Annotated in this window: 12 protein-coding genes; 5 read left to right on the top strand and 7 right to left on the bottom strand. The window is 68.0% G+C overall.

Annotated elements, in window-relative coordinates; translation table 11 throughout:
- The first annotated feature begins 41 nt into the window (after positions 1 to 41).
- On the top strand, positions 42 to 4,625 hold the full coding sequence (gltB, locus tag LOK44_RS20890) for a glutamate synthase large subunit (protein WP_237571999.1): 4,584 nt from the start codon (positions 42 to 44) through the stop codon (positions 4,623 to 4,625).
- Positions 4,618 to 6,084, top strand: a complete 1,467-nt coding sequence (locus tag LOK44_RS20885) for a glutamate synthase subunit beta (protein ID WP_237571998.1) — start codon at positions 4,618 to 4,620, stop codon at positions 6,082 to 6,084. Before gltB ends, LOK44_RS20885 begins: the two co-directional genes overlap by 8 nt.
- 455 nt (positions 6,085 to 6,539) lie before the next feature.
- Here the strand turns inward: LOK44_RS20885 and LOK44_RS20880 are convergent, their stop codons facing one another.
- From LOK44_RS20880 to LOK44_RS20860, 5 genes are read right to left on the bottom strand one after another with little or no spacing between them, the layout of a single operon-like run.
- Complete coding sequence (locus LOK44_RS20880; protein ID WP_283817878.1) at positions 6,540 to 7,670, bottom strand: ABC transporter ATP-binding protein; 1,131 nt, start codon at positions 7,668 to 7,670, stop codon at positions 6,540 to 6,542.
- A gap of 10 nt (positions 7,671 to 7,680) precedes the next feature.
- Positions 7,681 to 8,526, bottom strand: coding sequence for a carbohydrate ABC transporter permease (locus LOK44_RS20875; RefSeq protein WP_237571997.1), 846 nt, complete (start codon positions 8,524 to 8,526; stop codon positions 7,681 to 7,683).
- Positions 8,523 to 9,443 carry a carbohydrate ABC transporter permease gene (locus LOK44_RS20870; protein WP_237571996.1) on the bottom strand — a complete coding sequence of 307 codons (921 nt, stop codon included), beginning with the start codon at positions 9,441 to 9,443 and terminating at the stop codon, positions 8,523 to 8,525. Before LOK44_RS20870 ends, LOK44_RS20875 begins: the two co-directional genes overlap by 4 nt.
- A gap of 4 nt (positions 9,444 to 9,447) precedes the next feature.
- Positions 9,448 to 10,740: an ABC transporter substrate-binding protein gene (locus tag LOK44_RS20865; protein WP_237571995.1), complete on the bottom strand. Its 1,293-nt coding sequence runs from the start codon at positions 10,738 to 10,740 to the stop codon at positions 9,448 to 9,450.
- Positions 10,741 to 10,799: 59 nt separating this feature from the next.
- Positions 10,800 to 12,110 carry an alpha-glucosidase/alpha-galactosidase gene (locus LOK44_RS20860; RefSeq protein WP_237571994.1) on the bottom strand — a complete coding sequence of 437 codons (1,311 nt, stop codon included), beginning with the start codon at positions 12,108 to 12,110 and terminating at the stop codon, positions 10,800 to 10,802.
- Positions 12,111 to 12,251: 141 nt separating this feature from the next.
- Here LOK44_RS20860 and LOK44_RS20855 point away from each other — a divergent pair, with 141 nt between their 5' ends.
- Complete coding sequence (locus tag LOK44_RS20855; protein WP_237571993.1) at positions 12,252 to 13,037, top strand: DeoR/GlpR family DNA-binding transcription regulator; 786 nt, start codon at positions 12,252 to 12,254, stop codon at positions 13,035 to 13,037.
- A gap of 26 nt (positions 13,038 to 13,063) precedes the next feature.
- On the opposite strand, the gene LOK44_RS20850 is transcribed toward LOK44_RS20855, so the two are convergent.
- Entirely contained in the window at positions 13,064 to 13,918 is an 855-nt protein-coding gene (locus tag LOK44_RS20850; protein ID WP_237571992.1) for an LLM class F420-dependent oxidoreductase, read from the bottom strand.
- Positions 13,919 to 13,956: 38 nt separating this feature from the next.
- Here LOK44_RS20850 and LOK44_RS20845 point away from each other — a divergent pair, with 38 nt between their 5' ends.
- Together LOK44_RS20845 and LOK44_RS20840 are read left to right on the top strand one after the other, a co-directional pair.
- Entirely contained in the window at positions 13,957 to 14,562 is a 606-nt protein-coding gene (locus LOK44_RS20845; RefSeq protein ID WP_237571991.1) for a TIGR03086 family metal-binding protein, read from the top strand.
- Between the two features lie 14 nt (positions 14,563 to 14,576).
- Positions 14,577 to 15,587: a PHP domain-containing protein gene (locus tag LOK44_RS20840; protein ID WP_237572128.1), complete on the top strand. Its 1,011-nt coding sequence runs from the start codon at positions 14,577 to 14,579 to the stop codon at positions 15,585 to 15,587.
- A 1-nt stretch (position 15,588) separates the two neighbouring features.
- On the opposite strand, the gene dinB is transcribed toward LOK44_RS20840, so the two are convergent.
- Positions 15,589 to 16,833 (bottom strand): DNA polymerase IV, encoded by a 1,245-nt coding sequence (gene dinB, locus LOK44_RS20835; protein ID WP_237571990.1) that lies wholly within the window; start codon positions 16,831 to 16,833, stop codon positions 15,589 to 15,591.

The following is a 16,833-nucleotide window of genomic DNA, read 5'->3' as shown; positions in this document are numbered from 1 at the left end:
GCTGCGCGCAAGCGTGAGAGAAAAGGTCAGGTGGGACGCCAATGGGTCCAGCACCCAACGGGCTTTACAACCCCGCATACGAGCACGACTCGTGTGGTGTCGCAATGGTCGCCGACATGCACGGTCGCCGCAGCCGCGACATCGTGGACAAGGCCATCACCGCACTGGTGAACCTGGAACACCGCGGTGCCCAGGGCGCCGAACCCAACACCGGCGACGGTGCGGGCATCCTGATCCAGGTCCCCGACGAGTTCTTCCGCGCGATCGTCGACTTCGACCTGCCTGAACCCGGTAGCTACGCCACCGGCATCGCGTTCCTCCCGCAGTCCTCGCGCGATGCCGCCACCGCGTGCGAGGCCGTCGAGAAGATCGCCGAGGCAGAAGGCCTCCGCGTCCTCGGCTGGCGCGACGTGCCGACCGACGAATCATCGCTTGGCGCACTCGCCCGCGACGCCATGCCGACCTTCCGGCAGGTGTTCATCGCCGGTGCATCGGGCATGGACCTCGAACGCCTCTGCTATGTGGTGCGCAAGCGCGCCGAGCACGAACTCGGCACCAAGGGTCCCGGCCAGGACGGACCCGGTCGCGAGACCGTCTACTTCCCGAGCCTGTCCGGCCAGACGTTCGTCTACAAGGGCATGCTCACCACGCCGCAGCTCAAGGCGTTCTACCTCGACCTGCAGGACCCGCGGATGACGAGTGCGCTCGGCATCGTGCACTCCCGCTTCTCCACCAACACGTTCCCGTCCTGGCCGCTGGCGCACCCCTTCCGCCGCGTCGCCCACAACGGCGAGATCAACACCGTCACCGGCAACGAGAACTGGATGCGGGCCCGCGAGGCGCTCATCAAGACCGACGTCTTCGGATCCGAGCGCGCGCTCGACAAGATCGTCCCGGTCTGCACGCCCGGCGCATCGGACACCGCACGCTTCGACGAGGTCCTCGAACTGCTGCACCTCGGCGGCCGTAGCCTGCCGCACGCGATGCTGATGATGATCCCGGAGGCGTGGGAGCGGCACGAGTCGATGGACCCCGCCCGGCGGGCCTTCTACGCGTACCACTCGTCGCTGATGGAGCCGTGGGACGGACCGGCGTCGGTGTGCTTCACCGACGGCACCGTCATCGGCGCCGTCCTCGACCGCAACGGCCTGCGCCCCTCGCGCATCTGGATCACGAAGGACGGCCTCGTCGTCCTGGCGTCGGAAGCCGGCGTCCTCGACATCGACCCGGCCGACGTCGTGCAGAAGATGCGCCTGCAGCCCGGCCGCATGTTCCTGGTCGACACCGCCCAGGGCCGCATCGTCTCCGACGAGGAGATCAAAGCCGACCTGGCTGCCCAGGAGCCCTACCAGGAGTGGCTCGACGCAGGCCAGTTCCACCTCGACGACCTGCCGCCCGGCGACTACGTCCGGATGCCGCACCACCGCGTGGTGCTGCGGCAGCAGGTCTTCGGTTTCACCTACGAGGAACTGAACCTGCTGGTCGCCCCCATGGCCCGCACCGGAGCCGAGGCGCTCGGCTCGATGGGCACCGACACCCCCGTCGCCGTGCTGTCGGCGCGCTCGCGGATGCTCTACGACTACTTCCAGCAGCTGTTCGCCCAGGTCACCAACCCACCGCTGGACGCCATCCGCGAAGAGGTCGTCACCAGCCTCTCGGGCACCGTCGGCCCCGAGGGCGACCTGCTGAACCCGACCGCGGAGTCGTGCCGCCAGATCGTGCTGCCGCAGCCGATCCTGCGCAACGCCGAACTGTCGAAGCTCATCTGCGTCGACCCCGACCACGAGATCCGCGGCCACAAGCACGGCATGCGGGCCGCCGTCATCCGCTGCCTGTACCCGGTCGCCCGCGGCGGGCAGGGACTCAAGGAAGCCCTGGCCGACGTCCGCGCCAAGACCTCGGCCGCGATCCGCGAAGGCGCACGTCTGATCGTGCTGTCCGACCGCGAGTCGAACGAGCAGATGGCACCCATCCCGTCGCTGCTCAGCGTCGCCGCCGTGCACCACCACCTGGTCCGCGAGCGCACCCGCACCCAGGTCGGTCTAGTCGTCGAAGCCGGCGACGCCCGCGAGGTGCACCACATGGCCGCGCTCGTCGGGTTCGGCGCGGCCGCAATCAACCCGTACATGGCGTTCGAGTCGATCGAGGACATGGTCGACCGCGGCGTCATCACCGGCATCTCGAGCGACCAGGCCAAGGCCAACTACTCGAAGGCCGCAGGCAAGGGCGTGCTGAAGGTGATGTCCAAGATGGGCATCTCCACGCTGGCGTCCTACACCGGTGCGCAGCTGTTCCAGGCCATCGGCATCGACCAGCAGGTGCTCGACGAGTACTTCACCGGACTGCACTGCCCCGTCGGCGGCATCGACCTCGAGGACATCGCGTCCGACGTCGCCGCTAGGCACGCGCTGGCCTACCTGGACCGCCCCGACGAGCGCGCACACCGCGAACTCGAGGTCGGCGGTGAGTACCAGTGGCGCCGCGAGGGCGAGTACCACCTGTTCAACCCCGACACGGTGTTCAAGCTGCAGCACTCGACGCGCACCGGGCAGTACGCGGTGTTCAAGGAGTACACCCAGCTGATCGACGATCAGAGCCAGCGGATCGCGTCGCTGCGCGGCCTGCTGAAGTTCCGCGAAGGCGTGCGCGAGCCGATCTCGATCGACGAGGTCGAGCCCGCCAGCGAGATCGTCAAGCGCTTCTCGACCGGCGCGATGAGCTACGGCTCCATCTCGGCCGAGGCGCACGAGACGCTAGCCATCGCGATGAACCGCCTCGGTGCGCGGTCCAACTCGGGCGAGGGCGGCGAGAACGTCAACCGCTTCGCCTACGACGAGAACGGCGACTGGCGCCGCAGTGCCATCAAGCAGGTGGCCTCGGGCCGCTTCGGCGTCACCAGCCACTACCTGACCAACTGCACCGACATCCAGATCAAGATGGCCCAGGGCGCGAAACCCGGTGAGGGCGGCCAACTCCCGGGACACAAGGTGTACCCGTGGGTGGCCGAGGTGCGGCACTCGACGCCGGGCGTCGGGCTCATCTCCCCGCCGCCGCACCACGACATCTACTCGATCGAGGATCTGGCGCAGCTGATCCACGACCTCAAGAACGCCAACCCGTCGGCCCGCGTGCACGTGAAGCTGGTGAGCGAGAACGGCGTCGGCACCGTTGCGGCGGGCGTGTCCAAGGCGCACGCCGACGTGGTGCTGATCTCCGGTCACGACGGCGGCACCGGCGCGACGCCGCTGACGTCGATGAAGCACGCCGGTGCGCCATGGGAACTCGGCCTCGCCGAGACCCAGCAGACGTTGCTGCTCAACGGACTTCGCGACCGCATCGTCGTGCAGGTCGACGGCCAGCTCAAGACCGGCCGCGACGTGGTGGTCGCCGCGCTGCTCGGCGCCGAGGAGTTCGGCTTCGCCACCGCACCGCTGGTGGTGTCGGGCTGCATCATGATGCGCGTCTGCCACCTCGACACCTGCCCCGTCGGCGTCGCCACCCAGAACCCGGTGCTGCGCGAGCGGTTCAACGGCAAGCCCGAGTTCGTCGAGAACTTCTTCCTCTTCATCGCCGAGGAAGTCCGGGAACTCATGGCGCAGTTGGGTTTCCGCACCATCAACGAGATGGTCGGTCAGGTCGGCGCACTGGACACCACCAAGGCCGCCGAGCACTGGAAGGCTCACAAGCTCGACCTGGCGCCCGTCCTGCACGAGCCCGAATCCGCGTTCATGAACCAGGATCTGTACTGCAGCTCGCGTCAGGACCACGGTCTGGACAAGGCGCTCGACCAGCAGCTCATCGTGCAGAGCCGCGAGGCCATCGACCAGGGCACGCCGGTGCGCTTCACGACGTCGATCGCCAACGTGAACCGGACGGTCGGCACCATGCTCGGCCACGAGGTCACCAAGGCGCATGGCGGGCAAGGGCTTCCGGACGGCACCATCGACATCACGTTCAACGGTTCGGCAGGCAACAGCTTCGGCGCATTCGTTCCCAGCGGCATCACGCTGCGGGTGTACGGCGACGCCAACGACTACGTCGGCAAGGGCCTGTCGGGCGGACGGATCGTGGTCCGGCCGTCCGAGGGTGCCCCCTCCGACTACGTCGCCGAGGACAACATCATCGCGGGCAACGTGATCCTGTTCGGCGCCACCAGCGGGCAGGCGTTCCTGCGCGGCCAGGTGGGTGAGCGGTTCGCCGTGCGCAACTCGGGCGCCCACGCGGTGGTCGAGGGCGTCGGAGACCACGGTTGCGAGTACATGACCGGCGGCAAGGTCGCGATCCTCGGCCCCACCGGGCGCAACTTCGCGGCAGGCATGTCCGGCGGCATCGCCTACGTCTACGACCCGCACGACGCGCTGAAGGACAACCTGAACACCGAGATGGTGGAACTCGACGCGTTGGACGACGAGGACCTGGAGTGGCTGCGCACCATGCTGGTCGCGCACGTCGACACCACCGATTCCGCCGTGGCCCAGCGCATTCTGGCCGACTGGGACGAGGAGACCAAGCACATCGTGAAGGTCATGCCGCGCGACTACAAGAGGGTGCTCATCGCGATCGAAGAGGCCAAAGCCAAGGGCGAAGACGTCGGCACGGCGATCATGGCGGCCGCAAATGGCTGACCCACGCGGCTTCCTCAAGCACACCCACCGCGAGACCCCGCAGCGCCGGCCGGTCGACCTGCGGCTGCGCGACTGGAAAGAGGTCTACGAGGACTTCTCCCACGAGACGCTGCAGAACCAGGCCGCCCGCTGCATGGACTGCGGTATCCCGTTCTGCCACAACGGCTGTCCGCTCGGGAACCTTATCCCCGAGTGGAACGACCTGGTGTTCAGGGACCGGTGGCGCGACTCCATCGAGCGGCTGCACGCCACGAACAACTTTCCCGAGTTCACCGGCCGACTGTGTCCCGCGCCGTGCGAGGCGTCCTGCGTTCTTGGCATCAACCAGGATCCGGTGACGATCAAGCAGGTCGAGGTCGAGATCATCGACAACGCCTTCAAGGAGGGCTGGGTCGTCCCGCTTCCCCCGGATCGCCTGACCGGCAAGAAGGTCGCCGTCGTCGGGTCGGGTCCCGCGGGTCTGGCCGCCGCGCAGCAGCTGACCAGGGCAGGACACGACGTGACGGTGTTCGAGCGCGCCGACCGCATCGGCGGGCTGCTGCGCTACGGCATCCCCGAGTTCAAGATGGAGAAGCGCCACATCGACCGTCGGCTGGAGCAGATGGCCGCCGAGGGCACCAAGTTCCAGACCGGTGTGAACGTCGGCGTCGACCTGACCGTCGAGCAGATGCGCTCCGACTTCGACGCCGTGGTCCTTGCCGGTGGCGCCACCGATGCACGCGACCTACCGATCCCCGGCCGCGAACTCGACGGCATCCACCAGGCGATGGAGTTCCTGCCGTGGGCCAACCGCGTGCAGCTCGGCGACTCGGTCGTCGGCGAGGACGGCCAGCCGCCCATCACCGCCAAGGGCAAGCGCGTCGTCATCATCGGTGGCGGCGACACCGGTGCCGACTGCCTGGGCACGTCGCACCGCCAGGGGGCGGCCAGCGTGCACCAGTTCGAGATCATGCCGCGGCCGCCGGAGACCCGCGCCGACACCACCCCGTGGCCGACGTACCCGCTGATGTACCGGGTGTCCTCGGCCCACGAGGAGGGCGGCGAACGCGTCTTCTCCGTCAACACCGAGGAGTTCATCGGCAAGGACGGCCACGTCGTCGCGCTGAAGGTCAACGAGGTCGAGATGAAGGCTGGCAAGTTCGAGAAGGTCGAGGGCAGCGACTTCGAACTCGAGGCCGACCTGGTGCTGCTCGCCATGGGCTTCGTGGGCCCGGAGAAGTCCGGCCTGATCAACAACCTGCGCGTCGAGCTGACCGACCGCGGCAACGTCAAGCGCGACGACGACTTCCAGACCTCGGTTCCCGGGGTGTTCGTCGCGGGCGACATGGGACGTGGCCAGTCGCTGATCGTGTGGGCGATCGCCGAGGGCCGTGCCGCGGCCGCAGGCGTCGACAAGTACCTGATGGGTCATTCGGCACTGCCGGCTCCGATCCGGCCGACCGCCGCGCCGCAGCGCTAGTTCTCGCGAGGTCTACACCACTGTCGTGCCCGGACGCGTGATCGCGACGCTGGAGTAGTTCTCGCGAGGATGACGGCGCTTGGAGATCGCCCGAGGTGAGTCACATCCGTAACAACAGTCACTCCAAAAACATCAGCCTTTTATTCGGCGTGCCGTTTGGTGTTAGCCACGTCACAGGTGTCTAATAGTGCTGCGGGGGTCGCGAGACTGTGGCCCTACGGTGCAGCCATACGACCCAGGAGTCAACACCGTGCACATGAACCCGCTGTCACAATCGCGGATGAGGCGTATCGCCTGGTCATACCTCCGCCACCCCGTGAAGAGCCGCGAATTCCCGGCCAAGCACGAACGCCTCATCACCCCGGCCGAGATGTACCGATACGGCTACTGAGCCCCGACCGGCGTCGCGTGTGCGGCCGCCAGTTGTTTGCTTAGCCGATTTATCTACCTCGCCGTCAGTTAACCCGCGGTCCGCCGTACGCCACGCGTTCGCGTCGCTGCCGTGCCTTTCCCGTTTCCACGTCGAAGAAGTGCGTGCGCTCCGGCGGTAGCTCGAGGCCGATGCGGGTGCCGGAGTCCAGGTCGGTGCCTGCGGGCGCCTGCACGATCACCCGCGTGGGACCGGCATCCGGCTCGTCGACCGGGTCGACCAGCGCGGTCACCAGCACGTGGCTGCCCAGCGGCTCCACGAAGTCCACCCGCGCGGGCACCATGCCGTCGACGTAGGTGGTGCGCAGCTCGAGGTGCTCGGGCCGCGCGCCGACGACGACCGGGCCCTCGGGCTCCGACACCGCCGTCACCCGAGCACCGCCGACGTGGAGCAGTCCACCGCGCACATCACCCGGGATCAGGTTCATCGGCGGACTGCCCATGAACGCGGCGACGAACGTGTTGGCCGGGCGGTTGTAGATCTCGTCGGTCGAGCCGATCTGCTGGACCTCGCCGTCGGACATCACGCACAGCCGGTCGCCGAGGGTCATCGCCTCGACCTGATCGTGGGTCACGTAGATGGAGGTGACGGGCAGCTCGCGGTGCAACCGCTTGAGGTCGCCGCGGACCTGATTGCGCAGCTTCGCGTCGAGATTCGACAGCGGCTCGTCGAGCAGGAACGCCTGCGGCTGGCGTACCAGCGCGCGGCCCATCGCCACCCGCTGCCGCTGCCCGCCGGAGAGCTGGCCCGGCTTGCGGTCCAACAGCTCTCCGATCTGCAGCAGGTCGGCGGTCTCCCGCACCCGGCGGGCGATCTCGGCGCGCGGAGTCCTGCGCTGCCGCAACCCATATGCCAGGTTCCGGTAGACGGTCATGTGCGGGTACAGCGCGTAGTTCTGGAACACCATCGCGATGTCCCGCGCGCCCGGGCTGAGCCCGTTGACCACCTCCCCGCCGATCCTGATCTCGCCCGACGTCGGCTTGTCCAGACCGGCGAGCAGCCGCAGTGCGGTGCTCTTGCCGCAGCCCGACGGTCCCACCAGGATCAGGAACTCGCCGTCGGCGACCGTCAGGTTCAGGCCCTTGAGGGCCACCATGGTGCCTGAGCGCCCACCCGGGTACTCCCGCGTCACGTCGCGGAACTCGACCTCTGCCAACGTCTCCCTCTCAACCCTTGATTCCGGTACTGGCGACCGATTGCACGAAGTACCGCTGCGCCCCGATGAATACCAGCAGCATCGGCAGCAGGCTCATGACGTTGGCCGCCATGAGCAGCGGCCAATTCACGCGATGGGCGCCCTGAAAGTAGCTCAGCCCCAACGGGATCGTCATCTGGTCCTGCGAGGTGATCACGATCAACGGCCACAGGAAGTCGTTCCACGACGTCAGCACCGTCAGCGCGGCGAGCGTCGAGAGTGCGGGCAGCGACAGCGGCAGCACCATCTTGAACAGCACCCCGAGCCGTGAGGTGCCGTCGACGCGCGCCGCCTCCTCGAGTTCGACCGGGACGGTCATGAAGAACTGGCGCAGGAAGAAGATCCCGAACGCCGTCGCGAGGTTCGGCAGCATCAGGGCGCCGATGTGGTCGATGCCGAGGACCTCGGAGACGTTGTCGCCGAACCACTTCACGATCAGGAACACCGGGATCATCGTGACCTGGAACGGCACCATCAGCGTCGCCATCAACGTGACGAACAGCGCCCCGCGGCCGAGGAACCGGATGCGGGCGAACGCGTACCCGGCCAGACTGCACACGATCAGGTTGCTGGCCAGCACGACCAGGGTCACCAGGGCGCTGTTGACGAAGAAGTGCCCGAACGGCGCGGAAGCCCATGCCTCCACGTAGTTCTCGAACCGTGGGGTGTCCGGCAGCAGTACCGGCGGGAAGCGGTTGGCTTCCCCCTCGGTCTCCAGCGAGGTGATCAGCATCCACAGCAGTGGCACGATCAGCAGGAACGACAACGGGATCAGCACCAGGTGCCACGGGCTGAACGGCAGTCGAAGCCGCGTCACGAGTAGTGCACGTATCGCCGGGCGATGCGGAACTGCACCGCGGTGATCACGAGGATGACGACGAACAGCGCGTAGGCCATCGCCGCGGCGTAGCCGGCGTCGAAGTGCACGAAGGCGCGGTCCCACAGGTAGTAGACGATGACGGTGGTCGCGCGCAGCGGACCGCCGCGGGTGGTGGCGTACACCTCGTCGAACAGCTGCAGCGCGTTGATCGTCAGCCAGACGACGAGGAACAGGTTCGCCGGGCCGAGCAGGGGCACCGTGATGGTGCGGAACCGGGTGAACGCACTGGCCCCGTCGATGGCCGCGGCCTCGTTCAGTTCGGCGGGAACACCCTGCAGCGCAGCGAGATACACGATCACCGAGAAACCGGTCCAGCCCCAGATCGTCATCGCTACGATCACGAACAGGGCCTGCGACGGCGACGCCAGGAAACCCTGCGACGGCACCCCAACCGCGTTGAGCGCGGCGTTGACCAGGCCGTAGTCCCGGTCGGTCAGCCACATGAAGATGATGCCCTGGGAGATCGTCGACACCGCCATCGTGATGTAGGCCGCGGTGCGGTAGACCGAGATGAAGCGCACCGACCGGTTCATCGCCGCGGCCACGAACAGCCCGACCAGCATGGTGCCCGGGACGAACAGTGCGGTGTAGACGATCGTGTGCCGGATGGATTCGACGAACACCGGATCGTCGGCCAGTTTCCGGTAGTTCTCCAGACCCACCCATGGCGTCTCAGGCGTCAACAGGTCGGACTGCTGGAACGACAGCTGCAGCGACATCAGCACCGGCAGCAGGCCGAAGATGCCGATCAGCACGATGGCGGGGCTGATCAGGGCCCAGCCGTTGACGGTCTCCGAGCGGCCGACGCGTCGGAGGAAGGACTGTGGCTGCCGTACGGAGACCTGCCGGGCCATCGGCCTACTTCCCGGCCAGTGCGGCGTCGGCGGCCTTGGCTGCGGCGTTCAGCGCGTCCGCAGGCTGCTCCTTGCCGAGCAGCACCGACACGATCGACTGCCCGAGCGCCTCGGAGACCTCGGGATACTGCTGCACCGTCGGCCGCACCTTCTGAACGTTGGACAGGTTCTCGACGAACACGCCGGTACCGGGGACGTTTTGATCGAGCGTCGCGAGCACGCTGGGGTCCTGGCCCACCGAGGTGCGGATCGGCAGATCGCCGGTGCCCAGCGAGAACGTCTTCACCTGCTCCGGTGCGGAGATCCACTTGACGAAGTCGATCGCCGCCTGCTTCTTGCGGTCGCCGTTGTCGAACGTCACCCAGTTGTCGGGGCCTGCGATCGTCTGATGGCCGCCGCTGGAGCCGGCGAAGGTCGGCATCACCTGAACGCCGTAGTCGATGTCGGACAGCTGACTCAGATCCCACGGGCCCGTCACCAGCATCCCGACCTTGCCGCTGTTCATCAGCTTGGGCCCGTTCTCGTTGGTGGTGTCGAGGTAGAGCGACTTGTCCGTGACGGCCATCTGCTGCAGCACCGTCAGCGCCTTCACGCCCGCCTCGGAGTTGAACACCGCGCGCTGATCGTCCGCATCGAGGATGTCGCCGCCGGCCTCCCACAGCATCGGCACGTAGTGCCACACGGTGTCCTCGCTGCCGTCGGCGGGAATGAGCCAGCCGTACTGTCCCTTCGCCGGGTCGGTGAGCGTGGCGGCTGCCGCGCGGAAGTCGTCCCACGTCCACTCCGGGCTCGGCGGTGCGATGCCGGCGTCGGCGAACAGCTGCTCGTTGTAGACGATCGCCAGGTTGTCCACCAATGCGGGCACGCCGACCACCTTGTCACCGACGGTCGCGGCCTCGCGCTCGGCGGTATAGAAGTCTTCCCACTGCCATTCGGGCTTCGACACCTCCTCGGCCATGTCGACGACCTGGGGGATCTGGGCGATGTTGGGCGACCACGAGCCGAACATGTAGGCGACGTCCGGGGCACTGCCGCCGCGCACCGCGGTCAGCACCTTCTGCAGCACGAGATCGTTGCTGGAGTACAGCTCGGCGACCTTCACGTCGGGGTGGTCCTGGTTGTACTTGGCGACGAGTTCCTTGAACACGTCACCCTCGGTGTCCTGGTAGCCGTGCCACACGGCGATCTCGACCGGTCCCGACGACGAGGATCCGCCGCCGCCACAGGCGGCCAGGACGAACGCGAGAACCGCGACCAGCGCGATGCGAAGACGTTGGTGGAACACCGAGCGAATCACGTTGTGCACTCCTCTTGTTCGACTGGACTGTTGGACTTCTCTGGTGCGTTGAGCGGTCGTCACGGCGTCATCTTCGTGCGCAGCGATTCGGGTAGCAGGTCGCCGTGGGCGACGGTCAGTTCGTCGCACAGTTCCCAGATCTGGTCGACGGTCAACGTGGCCGCCGTATTGGGATCGACCATGGCAGCCGCCCGCACCAGCCGCGGGTCACCGTCCACTGCGGCGCGGACGGCGCAGTCCACCGGGCCGAGGAAGCCACGGTTGAGGGCGGCGCACTGCGGAGGCAGGTCACCGACCTTCATCGGGTGGGCGCCGAGTGCGTCGAGCATCGTGGGCACTTCCACGGCGACGCCGGAGGGCAGGTTGGTGATCAATCCGTCGTTGACGACGTTCGCCGAGATCACCCGCACCGCACCGGTTTCCAGCGAGTGGATGACTTGCGGGGCGTACTCCGTGGACTCGGTGTCGATCGCGAGCGAGGTCGAGCGAGCGAGTTCGGCGCGCACGCGGGCATATTCGGCGAGGTTCGCCTCGCTGATCGACACGTACTCACCGACGTTGATCCGCAGCCGCTCGACCTCGTCGGGATGCCGCAGATACCACGGCACGTACTCGCTGGAGTGCTCGCTGGTCTCGGTGGGGTAGTAGCCCAGTCGGCGGTACATGTCGACGCGCACCCGCCGCCGCAGTTCGGGGTCGGCGGCGATGCGCTCGTCGAGCAGCGGATACAGGTTTCGGCCTGCGTGCTCCCACTTCAGCACCCATGCCTGATGATTGACGCCGGCCGACCACCACGACACATCGTCGAGGGGTACGTCGACGATCTCGCACAGGCCGGCCATGGTCCAGTACACCGAGTGGCACAGCCCGAGCACCTTGAGGTCGGGTGCTACGTGATGCAGGTAGGTGACGTTCATGGCCATGGGGTTCGTGTAATTGAGTAGCCAGGCGTCGGGGCAGATCTCCGTCATGTCGCGGGCGATGCCTGCGAGCACAGGGAACGTCCGCAGGCCGCGGAAGATGCCGCCGACGCCGATGGTGTCCCCGATGGTCTGGTGCAGCCCGAACCCGGCGGGAACGCCGAAGTCGCGCACCGTCGCCTCGTGCATCCCGACCTGGATGACGTTGATGACGTAGTCGGCGCCGTCGAGGGCGCGGCGCCGGTCGAGCGAGGTGACGATCTCGGGCCGGGCGCCGGTGGCTGCGGCGGTGGCGTGCGCGATGGCCTCGGCCGTCTCGAGCCGCTCGGTGTCGATGTCGTGCAGGACGATTCGCACCGACGCCAGTTCGGGGAACGAGAAGACGTCGCCGAGTAGCTCGCGGGTGAACTCCACGCTGCCCGCCCCGATGATGACGATGGTCGGTGTCACGCTGTCTCCCGATTCCCGCTGACGTACTCCGAAGGCGTCAACATTCATCGATCATGAGAAGCTCGCTCAAAGCGCGCAATGCAACGGGCGAAACGATCAGGAAAACTGAGCGTCTCAACCCTGGCCCAAGGAGTGTCGGCGATGTCGATCAAGCGGACCGATCGCATGCGCGAGGTGCTCTCGCTGCTCCGTGACCGCGGGGACGTCTCGGTGTCGGTGCTGTGCGAGGAACTGCGCGTCTCGCCCGCCACCCTGCGCCGGGACCTCGGCGAACTCGAGGAGCAGGGCCTGCTGCTGCGCACCCACGGCGGCGCGCGGGCACTCGACCCCAGCGGCAGCGAGATCCCGGTCCGGCTGCGCGACCACAGGATGATCGCGATCAAACGCCGGATCGCCCAGCACGCGGCCGCGCTGGTCCCCGCGGGCCCGCAGGCCGTGGCGCTGACCGGTGGCGTCACGACCGGCGAGGCGGCCAGGGCGCTCAAGGGCAGACCGAACATGACGATCGTGACCAACTCGCTGACCATCGCCGCCGACTGCGCGGTGGACGCACACATGAAGGTGATCATCACCGGAGGGCTGGTGCGCGCGAATTCCCTTGAGGCCGTTGGTCCGATGTCAGAGCACGCGTTTCAGGTCATCACCGTCGGCACCGCGATCCTCGGTGCCGACGGCATGTCCGCAGAGGTCGGTGCCACCACCTTCGACGAAGCCGAGGCGCGCACCGCGATCGCGATGGCCACCAACGCCCAGCGCGTCGTCGTCGCGGTCGACGGGTCGAAGATCGGCAAGGTCACGCTGGCGCGGATGACGGCGCTGAGTCAGCTCGATCACCTGGTGACCGACTCGACCGCCGACGCGCGGCAGCTCGAGCGGATCGCCGACCACGGGGTCCGCGTGCACGTCGTCGACGTAGGAGACGCCTGACCCAGTCGAGGTCGGCGACGCCTGAGCTACGGCGTGCCGAGCAGACCGCTGTCCCTGATCGCCTCGGCCAGCGGTTCCAGCACGGCCGGATCGTATGGCGGCGGCAGGTACACGATCGCGAGGTCGAGACCCTCGGCGCCGAGCGCGACGCAGTCCTCGATCAGCTTCCTGTAATCGCGGTCCTCGCCGAGGCGCACGTGCGCGGATAGCGTGATCTCCTTCGGATCGCGGCCGATGTCCTTGCACCGCGCCGCCAGCACGTCGCGCTTGCGGGCGAACTCGTCGGGCGGCCCGCCGACGAAGTTCCAGTGGTCGGCGTACTTAGCGGTGAGCGGCAAGGTGCGCTTCTCGCCGCTGCCACCGATGCAGATGGGCGGGTGCGGCTGCTGCGGGCCCTTCGGCTCGTTGCGGGCGTCCTTGAGCTGGTAGTACTTGCCGTCGAACGTCGTGGTCTCCTGCGTGAGCAGGCCGGTGAGGACCGCGCAGGCCTCCTCGAACCGGTCGAAGCGCTCCTTGATCGAGCCGAGTTCGATGCCGTAGGCGCCGGACTCCTCTTCGTTCCAGCCCGCGCCGATGCCGAGTTCGAGGCGGCCGTTCGACACGATGTCCAGAGCTGACGCCATGTTGGCGAGCACCGCGGGGTGGCGGTAGTGGATGCCGGTGACGAGCACGCCGACGCGTAGCCGCTTGGTGGCTTGGGCCAGCGCCGTCAGCGTGATCCACCCCTCCAGGCACGGCCCGGTCGAGTCGGAGAAGATCGGATAGAAGTGGTCGAACGTCCAGCCGGACTCGAAGACGTCGATGTCGTCTGCCGTCTGCCAGATCGGGAGCATCTCAGCCCAGGTGGTGTTCTGCGGGGAGGTCTTGAACGCGAATCGCACGGATTCGACGTTAGTCCTCGAAACTGGCAGTCGCCCCGATGAGTCTCGTGCTCGACTCGGGTCAACACACCATGATCGACATGACGACGGCATGCAGGCGGACCGCGGCGCTGCTCGGCGCGATCCGCGACGACCAACTGGACGCGGCCACCCCGTGCGAACGATTTCCGCTGTCCGACGTGGTGGCCCACGTTGGCTTGCTCGGACTCGCGTTCGCCGCGGCGGCCCGCAAGGACCGCGGCGAACTCACCGACGCGCCACCCGAGGGCGGCTTCGTGCTGGACGAGGACTGGCGCGACCGGTACCCGGATAACCTGGCCGAGCTGGCAGCCGCGTGGCGCGAGCCCGCCGCCTGGGAGGGGATGACCCGGATCGCGGGCATGGACATGCCTGGCGAGACGGTCGCGATGATCGCGCTCGGCGAGGTGACCATCCACGGCTGGGACATCGCGGTCGCGACCGGCCAGGACTACGCGGTGGACGAGGACGAGGCGCGGGCGGTGCTCGAATACGTCGAGTCCTTCGCGGCCGATGGCCCGGTCGACGGCCTGTTCGGGCCCTCGGTGCCGGTGGCCGCCGACGCCTCGACGTTCGACCGGGCGCTGGCCGCCAGTGGGCGCGATCCCCGCATGCGCGCAAACTAGGGGTCATGGACCCAATCGATCCTGTCGCCGCCCTGCGTGAGATCGCGTTCTACAAGGACCGCGCCCGCGAGGAGTCCCGCCGGGTGATGGCCTACCGCAACGCCGCCGACGTCATCGAGCGACTCGACGACGCGCAGCGCGAGAAGCACGGTAGGGCCAACAGCTGGCAGACGCTGCCCGGCGTCGGTCCCAAGACGGCCACCGTGATCGCCCAGGCATGGGCGGGCCGCGAGCCCGACACCCTGGCCGAACTGCGCAAGGCGGCGGGTGATCTCGGGGGCGGGGAGATACGCGCGGCACTCAAGGGTGACCTGCACCTGCACTCGAACTGGTCGGACGGCTCGGCGCCGATCGACGAGATGATGGCAACCGCCGTGCGCCTCGGCCACGAGTACTGCGCGCTGACCGACCACTCACCGCGGCTCACGGTCGCCAACGGGCTGTCGCCGGAGCGGCTGCGCAAGCAACTCGACGTCATCGACGAACTGCGCGAGCGGTTCGCGCCGATGCGCATCCTCACCGGCATCGAGGTCGACATCCTCGACGATGGGTCACTCGATCAGGAACCGGAGCTGCTCGAGCGTCTCGACGTCGTGGTCGCCAGCGTGCACTCGAAGCTGAAGATGGACGCGCCTGCGATGACGCGGCGGATGGTGCGCGCGGTCTCCGAGGGCTACGCCGACGTGTTGGGGCATTGCACCGGCCGGCTCGTCACCGGCGGCCGCGGGACGCGGGCCGAATCTCAGTTCGACGCCGAGAAGGTGTTCACGGCGTGCCGCGACCACGGCACCGCCGTGGAGATCAACTCCCGGCCCGAACGTCGTGATCCGCCCACCCGGCTGCTCGCGCTCGCGCTCGAGATCGGCTGCGACTTCTCGATCGACACCGATGCGCACGCGCCAGGTCAGCTCGACTTCCTCGGCTACGGGGCGCAGCGCGCCCTCGACAACGACGTGCCGGTCGACCGGATCGTCAACACATGGTCGGTCGAGCGGCTCCTGGAGTGGACTGGTTCGCGGCCTTGAGTCACTCGGGCAGCGTCGGCATCTCGAGCCCCGGGTCGCGGCCGAGGAGTACGCCGCGGGTCAGCGACGCGTTGCCGAAGCGGCGCCGCACCTCGTCGACCGCGGAGTCGACTGCCTTGCGGTCGACGGGGTCCCGCTCGACGGAACCGGCGTCGGCGCGCGTGGGGAACGGCAACTCGAGCTGGGCGGCCCCCTCACGGTCGATGTTGGACACTGCGAAACCGACCAGGGTGAGCCCCCGCTCGGCGATCAGCGGCGCCGCGCCGACGATCAATTGCCGTGCTGCGGCGAGGATCTCGTCGGTGCCCGCGGTGGCGTGCGACAGGGTGTGCGACCGCGTGGCACGGCCGAAGTCGTCGAAGCGCAGTCGCAGGACCACCGTGCGACCTGTGCGGTCGGCCTTGCGCATGCGTCGGGTGATCCGGTCGATCAGGTTGACCACCACGGCGTCGATCTCGCTGTCGGACATGGTGTTTCCCGCACGTCCCAGTGCCCGCTGCGCACCCACCGAGCGGCGGCGAACGCCGGTGACGACCCGGCGCCGGTCGATGTTGTGGGCGAGTGCGTATAGCTGGCGGCCCATGCCACCGCCCACGATGGACGCCAGGGTGGACTCGCTCAGCTCTGCGACGTCGGCGACCGTGTGGACGTCGTAGGCGTGCAGCTTCTCCGCGGTCTTGGCGCCGACGCCCCACAGTCGTCGCACCGGTAGCGGGTGCAGGAACGCCAGCTCGCGGTCGGGCGGCACCAGCAGCAGACCGTCGGGCTTGGCCTCCTGGCTCGCGACCTTCGCCAGGAACTTGGTCCGCGCGATGCCGACCGTGATGGGCAGCCCTACCTCGTCGCTGACGCGAGCCCGCAGCCGCGCGCCAATCTGGACCGGGGTGCCCGACACCCGGGCGAGGCCGCCGACCTCGAGGAATGCCTCGTCGACCGACAGCGGTTCGACCAGGGGGGTGGTGTCGTGGAAGACCTCGAACACCGCGGCGCTCGCATCGGAGTACGCGGCCATTCGCGGCGGTACGACGATCGCGTGCGGGCACAGCTGTTTGGCCTGACGCCCGTTCATCGCGGTGCGCACCCCGAACGCCTTCGCCTCGTAGCTCGCCGCGAGCACCACGCCGCCGCCGACGATCACCGGCCTGCCGCGCAGCGCGGGGTCGTCACGCTGCTCGACGGAGGCGTAGAACGAGTCGAGGTCGGCGTGCAGGATCGTCGCGCTGGCGCCTACGGCGGACACGAACAC

Origin of the sequence: Mycolicibacterium lacusdiani (assembly GCF_021916785.1) — a bacterium.
Lineage (GTDB): Bacteria > Actinomycetota > Actinomycetes > Mycobacteriales > Mycobacteriaceae > Mycobacterium > Mycobacterium lacusdiani.
The sequence above is the reverse complement of the archived record's forward strand: the minus strand, read 5'-3'. Positions and strand labels throughout refer to the sequence as shown.

Excerpts from the sequence above, each read along its gene's own strand:
- gltB (WP_237571999.1), top strand. The coding sequence starts at position 42 with ATGGGTCCAGCACCCAACGGGCTTTACAACCCCGCATACGAGCACGAC.
- LOK44_RS20885 (WP_237571998.1), top strand. The coding sequence starts at position 4,618 with ATGGCTGACCCACGCGGCTTCCTCAAGCACACCCACCGCGAGACCCCG.
- LOK44_RS20870 (WP_237571996.1), bottom strand. The coding sequence starts at position 9,443 with ATGGCCCGGCAGGTCTCCGTACGGCAGCCACAGTCCTTCCTCCGACGC.
- LOK44_RS20855 (WP_237571993.1), top strand. The coding sequence starts at position 12,252 with ATGTCGATCAAGCGGACCGATCGCATGCGCGAGGTGCTCTCGCTGCTC.
- LOK44_RS20845 (WP_237571991.1), top strand. The coding sequence starts at position 13,957 with ATGAGTCTCGTGCTCGACTCGGGTCAACACACCATGATCGACATGACG.